At 65.5% G+C, this 13,790-nt stretch carries 12 protein-coding genes; 7 read left to right on the forward strand and 5 right to left on the reverse strand.

Annotation, left to right across the window (positions count from 1 at the left end; all coding sequences use genetic code 11):
* Nucleotides 1-108: 108 nt before the first annotated feature.
* Nucleotides 109-1,497, reverse strand: a complete 1,389-nt coding sequence (locus CK222_RS03625) for a sigma-54 dependent transcriptional regulator (RefSeq protein WP_067322825.1) — start codon at nucleotides 1,495-1,497, stop codon at nucleotides 109-111.
* Entirely contained in the window at nucleotides 1,494-3,359 is a 1,866-nt protein-coding gene (locus CK222_RS03630) for a sensor histidine kinase (RefSeq protein WP_095799493.1), read from the reverse strand. Before CK222_RS03630 ends, CK222_RS03625 begins: the two co-directional genes overlap by 4 nt.
* Nucleotides 3,360-3,593: 234 nt before the next feature.
* On the opposite strand from CK222_RS03630, the gene CK222_RS03635 reads away from it, so the two are divergent.
* Nucleotides 3,594-4,928, forward strand: a complete 1,335-nt coding sequence (locus CK222_RS03635) for a dicarboxylate/amino acid:cation symporter (RefSeq protein WP_095799494.1) — start codon at nucleotides 3,594-3,596, stop codon at nucleotides 4,926-4,928.
* 196 nt (nucleotides 4,929-5,124) lie between these two features.
* Entirely contained in the window at nucleotides 5,125-5,706 is a 582-nt protein-coding gene (locus CK222_RS03640; protein ID WP_095799401.1) for a histidine phosphatase family protein, read from the forward strand.
* A 12-nt stretch (nucleotides 5,707-5,718) separates the two neighbouring features.
* On the opposite strand, the gene CK222_RS03645 is transcribed toward CK222_RS03640, so the two are convergent.
* The 3 genes from CK222_RS03645 to CK222_RS03655 all read right to left on the reverse strand — a co-directional run bounded on the left by CK222_RS03645 (nucleotide 5,719) and on the right by CK222_RS03655 (nucleotide 7,772).
* The gene (locus CK222_RS03645; RefSeq protein WP_095799402.1) at nucleotides 5,719-6,483 is read right to left on the reverse strand and encodes a pseudouridine synthase; all 765 of its coding nucleotides are present in this window, start codon (nucleotides 6,481-6,483) and stop codon (nucleotides 5,719-5,721) included.
* A 254-nt stretch (nucleotides 6,484-6,737) separates the two neighbouring features.
* The gene (locus CK222_RS03650; RefSeq protein ID WP_245307477.1) at nucleotides 6,738-7,322 is read right to left on the reverse strand and encodes a hypothetical protein; all 585 of its coding nucleotides are present in this window, start codon (nucleotides 7,320-7,322) and stop codon (nucleotides 6,738-6,740) included.
* 9 nt (nucleotides 7,323-7,331) lie between these two features.
* Nucleotides 7,332-7,772 (reverse strand): hypothetical protein, encoded by a 441-nt coding sequence (locus CK222_RS03655; RefSeq protein ID WP_066993921.1) that lies wholly within the window; start codon nucleotides 7,770-7,772, stop codon nucleotides 7,332-7,334.
* Between the two features lie 356 nt (nucleotides 7,773-8,128).
* Between CK222_RS03655 and CK222_RS03660 the strand changes: the two genes are divergently transcribed.
* From CK222_RS03660 to CK222_RS03680, 5 genes are read left to right on the forward strand one after another with little or no spacing between them, the layout of a single operon-like run.
* Nucleotides 8,129-9,382: a sarcosine oxidase subunit beta family protein gene (locus CK222_RS03660; RefSeq protein ID WP_095799403.1), complete on the forward strand. Its 1,254-nt coding sequence runs from the start codon at nucleotides 8,129-8,131 to the stop codon at nucleotides 9,380-9,382.
* 13 nt (nucleotides 9,383-9,395) lie between these two features.
* A complete protein-coding gene (locus CK222_RS03665; protein ID WP_095799404.1) occupies nucleotides 9,396-9,665 on the forward strand; it encodes a sarcosine oxidase subunit delta in 270 nt (89 codons plus the stop codon).
* Nucleotides 9,662-12,541 (forward strand): sarcosine oxidase subunit alpha family protein, encoded by a 2,880-nt coding sequence (locus tag CK222_RS03670; RefSeq protein WP_095799405.1) that lies wholly within the window; start codon nucleotides 9,662-9,664, stop codon nucleotides 12,539-12,541. Before CK222_RS03665 ends, CK222_RS03670 begins: the two co-directional genes overlap by 4 nt.
* Nucleotides 12,534-13,058 carry a hypothetical protein gene (locus tag CK222_RS03675; RefSeq protein WP_095799406.1) on the forward strand — a complete coding sequence of 175 codons (525 nt, stop codon included), beginning with the start codon at nucleotides 12,534-12,536 and terminating at the stop codon, nucleotides 13,056-13,058. Before CK222_RS03670 ends, CK222_RS03675 begins: the two co-directional genes overlap by 8 nt.
* Before the next feature lie 51 nt (nucleotides 13,059-13,109).
* Nucleotides 13,110-13,772 carry a TetR/AcrR family transcriptional regulator gene (locus CK222_RS03680; RefSeq protein ID WP_095799407.1) on the forward strand — a complete coding sequence of 221 codons (663 nt, stop codon included), beginning with the start codon at nucleotides 13,110-13,112 and terminating at the stop codon, nucleotides 13,770-13,772.
* Nucleotides 13,773-13,790 lie beyond the last annotated feature (18 nt).

The following is a 13,790-nucleotide window of genomic DNA, read 5'->3' on the forward strand; positions in this document are numbered from 1 at the left end:
TGAGCGGCAACAAACCATCAACGCTTGCCAAGTGCAACCGGCAACGCCACCGCCATCATGCGTTCGCCACCCGGCTGGTGCCAACGTGCCACGGTTTCCTGGATAGCCTCAACGCCGAGGGCTTCGATCCGGTTCCACAAGCTTGATCTCTCTGGAAAAATCGCTGCGCACGATGCCGTGCCGCTGCAGCTTGTCGTAGAAGGTCTTGCGCGGAATGCCGAGCGCCTCGATCGTACGCCGGACATCGCCGCCATTGCGGCCAAGTGTCTCGCGGATGATCTCGGCCTCGTAGCGCTCCAGCCGTTCCGGCAAGGGCATCGAGACGTCCAAATCTGTCGGCTGAGCGGCGGGGCTGCTGCCGATCTCTTCCAGACCGAGCACGAAGCGCTCGGCAAAATGGGCGAGCTCGCGGACATTGCCGGGCCAGTCGTGTTCGCGCAGATGGCGCTGGACGGCGGCCGGCGCCGCGGGCACCTGGCGATGAAAGCGGGCAGCGGCGCGCTCGGCGAAATACCCGAACAGCAACGGCACGTCGTCCCGGCGCTCGCGCAATGGCGGGATCGAAAGCGTCACCACATTCAGCCGATAATAGAGGTCTTCGCGGAAATTGCCGCGCTGGCCGGGATCGCCGAGATCGATCTTGGCGGCGGCAACGACGCGCAGGTCGACCGGCCGGATTTCGTTGGTGCCGAGTGGCGTCACCTCGCGCATTTCGAGCACGCGCAGCATCTGCACCTGAGTGGAGGGCGGCATGCTTTCGATCTCATCGAGGAACAGCGTGCCGCCGCTCGAATGCTCGATGCGGCCGACGCGCTTCTTCTGCGCGCCCGTGAAGGCACCGGCCTCATGGCCAAACAATTCGCTTTCGATCACCGTCTCCGGCAACGTGCCGCAATTGAGCGCGACGAAATTGCCCTTGGCGCGGCGGCTCCAGCGATGCAGCAGGCTCGCCACCACCTCCTTGCCCGAGCCTGTCTCGCCGGTCACCAGCACATCGACATCGGTGTCGGCGATCTGTCTCAGCGTGCGGCGCAGCCGCTCCATAGCCGGTGTCTGGCCGATCAGCGGAAGGCCTTCCTGCGCCTGCTCGGCCGCTTCGCGCAAGGCGCGGTTCTCCATAACAAGACGGCGCTTTTCCGCGGCGCGCCATACACTTTGCGCCAGCCGGTCGGCCGCGAAGGGCTTGGTGATGAAGTCATAGGCGCCGTCCTTGATCGCCTTTACCGCCATGGCGATATCGCCGTGCCCGGTGACGAGGATGACGGGGATATCCGGGTCAAGGTCGACCACGAGGTCGAAAAGCTGCAGGCCGTCCATTTCGGGCATGCGGATGTCTGACACCAAGACGCCGGCAAAGCCGGCATCGAGGCCGGCGAGTGCCTCGCTTGCCGAGGAAAAGGCAGACACGGCAAAACCGGCGAGTTCGAGCGTCTGCTTCGTCGCCTTGAGCAGGTCACTATCGTCATCGATCAGGATGACCGGATTGCCGTCTGTCATCTCGGGCCAGCCTTCGAGAGATGGATGGTGAAGCGGGTGCCGGTCCCGCTGCTTGTCACCTCGATACGCCCGCCATAGTCGGCGACGATGTCCTTCGAGATGACGAGCCCGAGCCCCAAGCCCTTTTCCTTCGAGGTATTGAAAGGCGTGAACAGCGATTTCAGGATCGCCGGCGGAATCCCCGGTCCGTTATCGGACACGATCAGCGCGACGCCGTCGGCGGTTTCCGCGGCGGACACTTCGACCCGAGCACCGTCACGCCCCTCGAGCGCTTCCAACGCGTTCTGGAACAGGTTGATCAGCACCTGCTCCAACCGCAGCCGGTTCCCCATCACTTTCAGCGTCGCCGGCGGCAGCGTGATCGCCAGCGCGTCCAATCGGCCGGCAAAGCGGCTCCTGAGCAGCACCACTGCGCCTTCGATGACGCTGCGCAACTCGACCGGCTCGGCGGCGGTGCGACCCTTGCGGGCGAAAGCTTTCAGCTCCTCGGTGATGGAGCCGATGCGTTCGGTCAGCGCGGCGATGGCGCCGAGATTTTCCTCCGCCGGCGCCGTCTGCTTGCGTTCCAGGAAAACGCGCGCATTGTCGGCATAGGCGCGGATGGTCGCCACCGGCTGGTTGATCTCATGCGCGACGCCCGCGGCAACCTGGCCGAGCGTCGCCAGGCGGTTGGCCTGCACCAGCTCCTGCTGCATGACCTGCAGCTTGGCTTCGGTGCTGCGGTGGTCGGCGATCTCGGCCTGCAGCCGGTCGCGCGCGAGGCTGAGGTCCTGCGTGCGCTCGACGACGCGCCGTTCGAGTTCGGCGCGCGCCGCCTGCTCGGCAGCGATCCGCATCTGCGCGGACTGCCGGCGCCACAACAGATAAGCGGCCAAAGCGAGCAGCGGGACAAGGACGCCGAGGGCCAACAAACGCATTTCGCGCTGCGCCGCCGCGATCGGCGCTTCCGCCGGCACGAGATAGTCGAGGCGCCATGGCGTCGACGGCACGGCGGTGGATAGCCGCAGATACTCCGCGTCGCTGCCGCCGGGCGTGATGGCGTGCACCAGTGCGACATCGAGGCTCAGCGGTTGCGGCCTCGTGATGGGCAACGGCACCAGCGGAGCCTCGCCGAACTGCTGGCTGGCGCGGATGTCGGCCGCGACTGGAGCGGCCAGCGGCGCCGTCGTCATGAAGCGCCAGGAGGGCACGCTGGTGATCAGCACCACCCCATGCTCGTCGCTGACATAGGCCGGGCGGTTCGCCTCGTGCCAGTCGGCTTCGAGCTGGTCGAACTCCATCTTGACCACGACGACGCCGAGCGGGGCCGCCGCACTCCCGACACGGCGCGAAATGTAGAGGCCCGGGCGCTTGCTGACATTGCCGAGCGCGAAATACTCGGCCGTGCCGGATTGCATGGCGCCCGAGAAATAGGCGCGAAAACCGTAGTCATTGCCGACAAAGCTAACCGGCTCGCGCCAGTTGCTGGAAGCGATGGCCAGCCCGTCCGGGCCGGTGACGTAAAGCACCGAGGCCTTGGTGCCCGAAACCAGCCCTTCGAGCTTGCGGTTCAGCACGTCGATCGAGGCGGGGCTGCGCTCAGCGAGCGCGTCATGCACCTGCTGGTCTTCGGACAGAAGCAGCGGCAGCGCGCGCGGGTTTTCGAGCACCGCACGCAGCAGCGCCACCTTGAGATTGGCGTCGGTCCGCCCTTGCGCCGACAGCGCCTCGATCTCGGTCGAGCGTCCGTAGAGGCCGGCGCCATAGAGCGCTGCAAAGACGATGAGAAGCGCCACCGTCGCAAACAGCAGCCAGGCGCGCCGCGCCCGCCCGGCGAGCAGTTCGGGCGTCGAAGCGAGGGCAGCGGCGGGGCGTTGCAGCATCGCCCATTTGTGCATGATTTCGCACAAAGCACAATTCGAGCTATGCGGATCGCCGCACTGTGCTGTCGAATGGCAAAGCGCGTTGCGTCAGAAAACCAAACAAAATCAATGCTCGACGCCTTAAAGCGCAATCTGGCACGGCTGTTGCAAATGCATCCGCAGCAGCCGCGAGGCTGTGAAGGTCAACTGCCCCGGGAGGTCGAGCTTCTCGATCGGGGCCGAACGGAGGACATCATGCAGACGGCAATCGTTGCCGCGGAACCGCGCGGCAAAGTTCCCTTTTATCGGCATCTTTACGTGCAGGTCCTGGCGGCGATCGCCGCCGGCATCCTGCTCGGCCATTTCTATCCCGACATCGGCGCCTCGTTGAAGCCGCTCGGCGATGCCTTCATCAAGCTGGTCAAGATGGTGATCGCGCCAGTGATCTTCCTCACCGTCGCGACCGGCATCGCCGGCGTCTCCGACCTGCACAAGGTCGGCCGGGTCGCCGGCAAGGCGATGATCTATTTCCTCGTCTTCTCGACACTGGCGCTCATCGTTGGCCTGATCGTGTCAAATGTCGTCCAGCCCGGCGCCGGCATGCACATCAATCCGGCGACGCTCGACGCCTCGAAGGTCTCGACCTTCACCGAGAAGGCCCATGATACGACGATCGTCGGCTTCCTGCTGAACATCATCCCCGACACCATAACCGGCGCCTTCGCCCAGGGCGACATCCTGCAGGTGTTGTTCTTCTCGGTGCTGTTCGGCGTCGCTCTCGCTTTGGTCGGCGAGCGCGCTCGCCCGGTGGTCGACTTCCTGCAGGCGCTGACGGCGCCGATCTTCCGCCTCGTCGCCATCCTGATGAAGGCTGCGCCCATCGGCGCCTTCGGCGCCATGGCCTTCACCGTCGGCAAATACGGCATCGGCGCGATCGCCAATCTCGCCTTCCTGATCGGCACCTTTTACCTGACGTCGCTGCTCTTCGTGCTGATCGTGCTGGGCGCGGTGGCATGGTACAACGGCTTCTCCATCCTGGCGCTGATCCGCTACATCAAGGAAGAGCTGCTCCTGGTGCTCGGCACCTCATCGTCGGAGGCAGCACTTCCCGGCCTGATGGCCAAGATGGAGCGCGCCGGCTGCAATCGCTCGGTGGTCGGTCTTGTCATCCCGACCGGCTATTCTTTCAACCTCGACGGCACCAACATCTACATGACGCTGGCAGCGCTGTTCATCGCCCAGGCGACCGATACGCCGCTCACCTTCGGCGACCAGATCCTGCTGCTGCTCGTTGCCATGCTGAGCTCCAAGGGTGCCGCCGGCATCACCGGCGCCGGCTTCATCACCTTGGCGGCCACGCTTTCGGTCGTGCCTTCGGTGCCGGTTGCCGGCATGGCGCTGATCCTCGGCGTGGACCGCTTCATGTCGGAGTGTCGCGCGCTCACCAACTTCGTCGGCAATGCCGTCGCGACCATCGTCGTGGCGCGCTGGGAAGGCGAGCTCGACCAGAAGCAGTTCGCCGCCGCCATGGCCGGCCAGATGCCGGAGGAGGCAGACCTCGCGCTCTCAGGCGGCCTGCAGCCGGCCTGAGCGATCGAAACAATTCCCGGAAAATTGCCTCGGTGACTTCACCGTAGCCTTCGATCCGGAGTTGCACAGACAAAGAGCGCCCACCCAAGCCGAAACAGGCCGTGGCTCCGCCGCGGCCTGTTCTTTTTGTCGGACGCCGCATAGGGTGGCGCGGGCCGGCATTCTTGCCGGTGCATCCAAGCGTGAGGGCCGGCGGATGAGCAGCGCGTTTCCCGAGATCTACCTTGTCCGCCATGGCGAGACGGAATGGAGCGCATCGGGAAAGCATACCGGCCGCACCGACATTCCGTTGACCGCGAAAGGCGAACAGGCCGCACGCGGCGTCGCCGACCGCCTCAAGGAGCAGAGCTTCCAGGCGGTCTGGTCGAGCCCATCGCAGCGCGCCTTCGACACCTGCCGGCTGGCCGGCTTCGGCGGGCGCGCGCTCAAGAAGGCCGACCTGCAGGAATGGGATTATGGCGCCTATGAAGGCGTGACGACGAAGGAAATCCTTGCCGGACGTCCCGGCTGGCAGTTGTTTCGCGACGGCTGTCCGGGCGGCGAGACGGCAGCCGATGTCGGCGCAAGGGCCGATGCGATCGTGGCCGAAATCCGGACGGCGGCCGGCAATGTGCTCATCTTCTCGAGCTCGCATTTCCTGCGCGTGCTTGCGGCGCGCTGGATCAGCCTGCCGCCGGAAGGCGGCGAACATTTCGTCCTCGATACCGCGAGCCTCAGCATCCTCGGCTACGAGCACGACCTGACCGAACCGGTCATCCGCCGCTGGAACCAAAAGTAGTTCCGGCCCCTGTTAAGCGGCAAGCATCGCCAGCTCCACGGCCGTCAAATGCCGCGCCTTGCCCTTCGCGAGATCACCCAACTGCAGCCTCCCGATCGCCACCCGCACCAGCCTAAGCACCTCGATGTCGAAGGCGCCGAGCATGCGGCGGATCTGGCGGTTGCGGCCTTCGTCGAGCACGATCTCCAGCCAGGCCGTGCGCCCGCCGCTGCGCAAGAGCGCGATCGAGCTCGCCGTCAGCAATTCCCCGTCGACGACAGCGCCTTGGCGGAACCGCTCGAGCATCTTCTCGTCGGGCGCGGAAGCAATCTGCACATGATAGGTCTTGGCGACATGCGAGGCAGGATCGAGCAAGCCGTTCGCCCAGCGCGTGTCGTTGGTCATCAACAGCAGACCTTCGCTCGCTTTGTCGAGACGGCCGACCGGCGACACGAAGGGCAGGTCAAGATCAGCAAGGCAGTCATAGACCGTGCCGCGCCCGTCGGGGTCGTCGCGCGTGGTGACCAGCCCGCGCGGCTTGTTGAGCATCAGATACACTTTTCGTTCCGCGGCGACCTGTGCGCCATCGACTGCGATGCGGTCGCGATCCGGATCGACGCGCAGCGACGGATCGCGCGCCACCTTGCCGGCAACGCGCACGCGTCCTTCGGCGATCATCAGTTCGGCCTGCTTGCGCGAGCAGAATCCTAGCTTCGACAGCGCTCGGTTGAGGCTGACTTTTCCAGCGATCGGTCGTCGCGGGAATTCGGGAAGCTGTCGTAGGGGCTTGCGTGTCATCGGCCGACAGATGCCATGCCGGGCAACGCCGGCGCAACCTGGCCGCCGTGCTTGCACTTCTCGCATTGCCTTTCGCTCCCAGATCGGCCGCACCTTGATCCCGCGCCAGATCCCGGCCGGCCTGGTCGCCACGCTCGCTGGCGGTCCCGTGCTGATGTGACTGCTCCGGTGACGAGAAGCGGTGCAGCCAGCGTTTCGGGTGGTGACGAGTACCTGACTTTGCTGAACCGGCAGCGTCGTCGACCGCAATCAAATCACGGTTCCGGCGGAGCGCTCAACCGCCGGTAAGGGACGCCGTCGAAGGTTGCCGTCACGAAGCTCTTCACCGACATCTTGCGCTTATGGCCGTCGCTGCAGGCATAGACCGGCCAGCCGGCCTCGCTGCATTCGCTGGCCGCGCAGAGGCGGGCAAGGCAGTTGCCGACAGTCAGCCGGAAGCCGCCTTTGCCGGCGAAGCCCTGCAGCAGGCTGCCATCGGCCGAGCGCCATGTCCGCTGGCGAAATTCCGGCCGCAGGGCCAAAGGTTCGAGAGGGGCGGCGAGATTGGCGGTGCCGGTACGCGCCATGAGCTGAAGACGGTACCGGGCCATCCCGGTCGTATATGCGGTTACGAGGTCGGACTCACCCGAATACGCGGACGCCAGATCGGAGCGGTCGAAGAGAGGAGCCGCTCGCTCGCCTGCTTCTGTTGGCCTCGCAAGGGCAACAAGGGCGACAAGGGCCAAACAAGCTCGCACCATTTTGATTTCCAGCAGCCATGCATCTCCGGCCTGCCAGCGCCCCCGGCTGCCTTCCACACCATCCCGCCAATTGCTGCGCGGTGCAAGCCGCTGCGCCAATAACCCGTGTCACCCATTGGGCGCCGGCGGCAGTTCGAACAGGGTGGCGCCATTCTCCTGTCCCCGCTCGACATAGCCGATGAGCCGAAACCATTTTGCGACGTCCGGTCCATCGAGCCAGCTGCGCGAGTGCACGGGCAGGTTGCCGGCGAGCGCCTGGATGTGGCGGATGTGACGCCTGCAGAAGCGAACGGTTGCCGCTCTGAAGAAGTCCTCCTGCGCGGCAAACAGCGTGTCGGCCGCGTCGCCATGCTCATGCCAGGCGATAAAGGCGACGGCCTGCGCGCCCTCGACCAGCGCATGGGCCCGGCCTTCCTTCAGGTTCATCATCAGATTGTCGTAGGCGGCCTTGCTGTCCTTGCCGGCCGCCAGGTACTCGTCCGACATTCGCTTGGACAGGCCGCGGAAAACATCCTCGAGATCTCCGACCGTCGCTGCGCGTGCTCTCATTTCTCCTCCTGACAGCCCGGCGGGAGTTTGGCCCATGGGAGGAGGATCACCAAGCAAATGAGATCCGCCATGCGCCTGACACGCGCAAATGCATTTCACTTGGCTTAGATGGCCGGTTGCCGCGCTCCCTGCGAGGCGCAGCCTCGATTCCTCAATGGACACAGGTGTCCATTCAAGCTAAGTTCGCCCCGCGCGAAGGTGGACGACTTTGTCGAACCGCGGCAGAACGGGATGGGTTATGGACTTTCGAGGACGGGGCGAGTTGATTGCGCCGGTTCGGTACTGCGCCGCCGATATGGCGTCTCAAGGTTTCTTGGCCCGTTGCACTATCGCTCACGTGATGCGGGCCTGAGCGCATGACAAGGCACTATTCAGCGCTTTCGCTATTCAAGGAAGGCGTCGCCGGCCAGACGGGCTGGGAGAAGGCCTGGCGCTCGCCGGAGCCCAAACCGCGTTACGACGCCGTCATCGTCGGCGGTGGCGGCCACGGCCTCGCCACGGCTTACTATCTCGCAAAGAACCACGGCGTCACCAATGTGGCGGTGCTCGAGAAAGGCTGGATCGGCGGCGGCAACACCGGCCGCAACACAACCGTCGTCCGCTCAAATTACTTCTACCCTGAAAGCGCGGCGATCTACGGATTGGCGCATAGTCTCTACAAGAGGCTATCGAAGGATCTGAACTACAATGTGATGTTTTCCGCGCGCGGCATTCTCACCCTCGCGCATAGCGAAGCGGGAATGGAAACCGCTGCCCGGTCCGTCAACGCCATCCAGGTCAACGGCATCGATTGCGAATTGTTCTCGGTCGAGGACGTCCGCCGGGTGGTGCCGATCTACAATTTCGGCCCGGATGCCCGCTACCCCGTCTATGGCGGCACCTGGCAGCCGAGCGGCGGCACGGCCCGTCATGACGCTGTCGCCTGGGGCTATGCGCGCGCCGCCAGCCGTCTCGGCGTCGACATCATTCAGAACTGCGAGATCAGCGACTTTATCATTGAGAACGGGCGCTGCCGTGGGGTCGTCACGTCGCGCGGCGCAATCCGGGCCGAGCGTACGGGGATGGCGGTGGCCGGCCACTCCTCGGTGCTGGCGACGAAGGCGGGATTCCGGCTGCCGGTCAATTCCTATGCACTGCAGGCCTGCGTGTCCGAGCCGGTCAAGCCGATCATCGACACGGTGGTGATCTCGCCGGATACGGGCGTCTATGTCAGCCAATCGGACAAGGGCGAACTGGTGATCGGCGGCGCGCTCGACCGCATCCCGTCCTATGGCCAGCGCGGCAACTTGCCGGTGCTGGAAGGCGTGATCGCAGGCATGCTCGAAATGTTCCCGATCTTCGGCCAGCTGAAGATGATGCGGCAATGGGCAGGCATCGTCGACGTCGTCCCCGATTCCTCGCCCATCATCGGCGAATCGCCACTGCCCGGGCTTTTCCTCAATTGCGGCTGGGGCACGGGCGGCTTCAAGGCGATTCCCGCCGGCGGCACGCTGCTTGCCCATTTGCTTGCCACCGGCAGGCACCACGACATCAGCCGGCCTTTCGATCTCGACCGCTTCGCCCGCGGCCGGCTGATCGACGAGGCTGCCGGCTCCGGCATTGCCCATTGAAGGTGTAGAGAAGATGCAGCTCTTTCCCTGTCCGTTCTGCGGGCCGCGCGAAGAAAGCGAGTTTCACTATGGCGGCGAGGCCGGCAATTTGCGGCCCGACGGTGGCGAAGTGGGGGCCGAGCGCTGGGCCGGCTATCTCCACATGCGCGACAACCCGAAGGGGCCGACTCGCGAGATCTGGATGCACCTGACCTGCGGCGAGTTCTTCGCCATGAGCCGCGACAGCGTCAATCACAAGGTGTCGGGTTCCTCCGTGCTCGGCGACGCGGAGCATGGCGCATGAGCGCTTCGCGACTTGCCAATGGCGGCAGCGACATCGATCGGGCCCGCCCGCTGAGCTTCACTTTCGACGGCACGCGCGTCGACGGCTTTGCCGGCGACACGATCGCTTCTGCCTTGCTGGCGAGCGGCCGGGCGATCGTCGGCCGCAGCTTCAAATATCACCGGCCGCGTGGCATCTGGGGATCCGGCGTGGAGGAGCCCAATGCGCTGGTCGATGTCGAGAGCGCCGGCGGCCGCATGCCCAATGCGCGGGCAACGACCGTGCCGGCGCGGGACGGCCTCATGGTCAAGAGCGTCAACGCGTCGCCGACGGCGCTGGCCGACCGCAACGCGGTGCTGGACCGCCTTGCCCGTTTCCTGCCCGCCGCATTCTACTACAAGACCTTCATGTGGCCGGACTGGCACCTGTTCGAGCCGCGCATCCGCGCCATGGCCGGGCTTGGCGTCGTCGACCGCAATTGGAAGCCGCGTCCCGTCTCGGACCAGATCAACCACCATTGCGACGTCCTGGTGGTCGGCGCCGGACCGGCCGGCCTCGCCGCGGCTGCCGGCGCGGCGGCAGCCGGGCACTCGGTCGTGCTGGTCGATGAGCGGACGCATCCCGGCGGGTCGCTGCGCCACCGTGCAGGCGAAATCGACGGTGTCAAGGGTGCGGCATGGATCGATGCGACGGTGGCCCGGCTGAAGAGCAGTGGGCATCTCGTGCTCAGCGATACGACCGCCTTCGGCCTCTATGATCACAATCTGGTCGCGCTCAACCAGATTCACCGCGACGGCCGACCCGACACGCTGTGGCGCGTGCGCCCGCGCCGCATCGTGCTGGCGACGGGCGCGATCGAGCGGCCGGTCCCGTTCGCCAACAACGACCTTCCGGGCGTACTCTCCGCTGACGCGGCGTTGAGCTACCTGCGCAGGCATGGCATCCTTGTCGGCCGGCAGATCGTGGTCGCAACCAACAATGACAGCGCCTACGAGCCGGCCTCGGCGCTGGCTGCGGCCGGCGCTTCGGTGACGGTGGTTGATTGCCGGCGTGAGGGTGGCGTGCAAGCCAAGGCCGGTATTCGGGTCCTCGCCGGACGCGCCATTGCAGCGGCGCGCGGCCGCAACGCCGTTCAGGGTGTTCTGCTCGACGACGGTACCGCCCTTGCGGCCGATTGCCTGCTCGTCTCGGGCGGCTGGACACCCACCGTGCATCTGTTCTCGCAGGCAAAAGGCAAGCTCGCCTGGAGCGATCAACTGTCGGCTTTCATTCCCGCAGAAGCGATCGAGGGGATCGGCGTAGCCGGCGCCGTCGCCGGCACGGTCTCGCTTTCCGAGACCTTGGCCAGCGGCCTGGCGGCCCTCGGCGGGTTCGGCTCGGCGCCGCCGGCACCTCGCAGCACTGGCGAGGAAAGAACGCTTGGCGTCGTCAGCCTGTGGCCGAAGCCCAAAGCCAAGGGCCGCGTCTGGATCGACTACCAGAGCGACGTCACCGCCAAGGACGTCGAACTGGCGGCGCGGGAGAATTTTGTTTCCGTCGAGCACCTGAAGCGCTATACGACGCTTGGCATGGCGACCGACCAGGGCAAGACGTCGAACCTGAACGGTCTAGCGCTGCTGGCCGCGGTTACCGGCCGCGCCATCTCGGATGTCGGCACCACCACCTACCGGCCGCCTTTCACGCCTGTGCCGTTCGCCAGCCTGGCGGGAGCGCGTCGGGGCAGCATGCACGCCCCGGTCCGTCGCCTGCCGCTAGAGGCAAACCATCGCGCAGCAGGCGGAGTGTTCCAGGAATATGGCGGCTGGCTGAGGCCGGCCTATTACGGAAGCGGCGAAGCCGGAGCCACGATCCAGGAGGAAGCGCGGCGCGCCCGGCAGTCCGTTGCGCTCTTCGACGGCTCGACGCTCGGCAAGATCGAGGTGATCGGTCCACGCGCGGCCGAATTCGTCGACTTCATCTATTACAACACCATGTCGACCCTCAAACCCGGCCATTGCCGCTACGGTTTCATGCTGTCGGAAAATGGCGTCGTCTTCGATGACGGTGTGCTGGTTCGTCTCGACGAGCACCGCTTCATCGTCTCCTGCTCGTCGTCGCATGTCGCCGCTGTCCACGCGCGTCTCGAAGAATGGCGGCAGGATCGTTTCGGCCGCGATGCGGTCTATATCCACAACGCCACCGCGCAATACGCCACCTTGACGATTTCGGGTCCGAAAGCGCGCGGCCTGATAGAGGCGCTCGATCTGGGTGCTGCGCTGGACGATGCCAGCCTGCCGCACATGGCGGTTACCGCCGGCCGCTTTGCCGGCGACGAGGTGCGCATTGCCCGGGTCTCCTTCACCGGCGACCGAAGCTACGAGATCTCCATCCGCGCCGACCGGGCCGAGGCGCTCTGGGCAAGAATGCAGCAGGAAGGCCGCGCGTTCGACGCCGTGCTGCTCGGGCTTGAATCCCTGATGATCCTGCGCGCCGAGAAGGGCTTCATCGTCATCGGCAAGGACACCGACGGCAACGTCATGCCGCACGACCTCGGCGTCGCGGGACCGCGGACCAAGCGTACAGGTGAGTTCGTCGGCCGGCGCTCGCTTTTCACCGAAGCGGCGAGCCGAACCGATCGCAATCAGCTTGTCGGCCTGGCTGTCGCCGAAGGCGAGGCGCCGCTGGCGACCGGCGCGCATGGTGTGGAGAAAAGCGGCGGCCGGCTCCGGAGCATCGGCTTCGTCACCTCCAGCTATCAAAGCCCGACCCTGGGCCGCCCCGTCGCCCTGGCGCTCATCGAACGGGGTGCCGCACGGCATGGCCAAACGATCGACGTTCAGCACCTCGGCGTCCTGCGCCAGGCCACCATCGTCGCGCCCTGCGCCTTCGATCCGGAAGGGAGCCGCCTGCATGCGTAACCTTGCCGAAAAATGGCCCGCAGCGCCCGACTGGACCACCGCGGTCCTGAACACGGACGGGATCAGCGTGGGCACATTGGACGGGCTGAAGCAGCTTCTGGTCAGCGGCGACCTGACGGCTTGGGCGCAGGCTTCGGGTCTCGCGGGGGAAGGTGTCGGTGCCGGCGCGGTTGCCAATGGCGACAAATACATGGTGCGCATCGCGCGCGATCGCATTCTCGCCGTAAGCGAACGGCCATTGCCCGTCGAGGCCGGCTGGCACGCGGCCGGTTTCGCGGTCACGGTCATGGATGCCGGGCTGCATGTATTCGAGATGAAAGGGCCGGGATTGGCCGGTCTGGTCGCCAGGGGCACGGCGCTCGATCCGAGGCAGGCAAGTCCCTCGGCTTCGATCCTTTTTGCCGGCGCCGGCGTTCTCTTCTACCGGTTCGGCAACCCCGATCGGGCGCGTGTGCACGTCGACCGGGGCCTTGCCCCGTATCTTTGGGAGTGGCTCGAACAGGTGCAAGTATTGTAGCGGGGCGGTTTCAGGTCTATCTAGCCGGCATTCAAACCTGGCCGGCCCGACATGCTTTCCGATTCCAGTGCAGAGGCAGTCGTGCGACGGTCCGGTCTGATCGGCAACACCAAGGTGACGCGCGAAGACTGGATGAAGCTCGCGCTGGAGACGTTGATCTCCGAAGGCGTGGAGGCGGTGCGCGTCCTCGCGCTCGGGCAGAAGCTGAACGTCTCCCGTTCCAGTTTCTACTGGTACTTCAAGAGCCGTCAGGACCTGCTCGATCAGCTTCTCGACTATTGGCGCAACAACAACACCCGCTTCATCCTCGAGCAGGCCGGCCGGCCCGCCGCGTCGATAACTGAGGCCGTGCTCAATGTCTTCGAGTGCTGGCTGGATGAGAAGCTGTTCAATCCGCGCTTGGATTTCGCCGTGCGTGCCTGGTCGCGCCAGTCCGCCAAGGTCCATCGTATCGTGAATGAGGAAGACGATGCGCGGGTCGATGCCATCCGGGCGATGTTTTTGCGGCACGGTTACGCAGACACCGAAGCCTTCGTGCGGGCGCGCGTGCTGTACTTCACGCAGATCGGCTATTACTCGCTCGAGATCGTCGAGCCGGTGAGCAACCGTCTGTCTCTGACGCCGGCCTACCTGCTCACGCACACCGGCAAGCAACCTCGCCAGGGCGAGGTGGAGGCCTTCGCCGAAAAGGTGCGGGTGCGAACCGGCAGTTGACGATGGCCGACTGCTCGG

Origin of the sequence: Mesorhizobium sp. WSM3866, from assembly GCF_002294795.1 — a bacterium.
Lineage (GTDB): Bacteria > Pseudomonadota > Alphaproteobacteria > Rhizobiales > Rhizobiaceae > Mesorhizobium.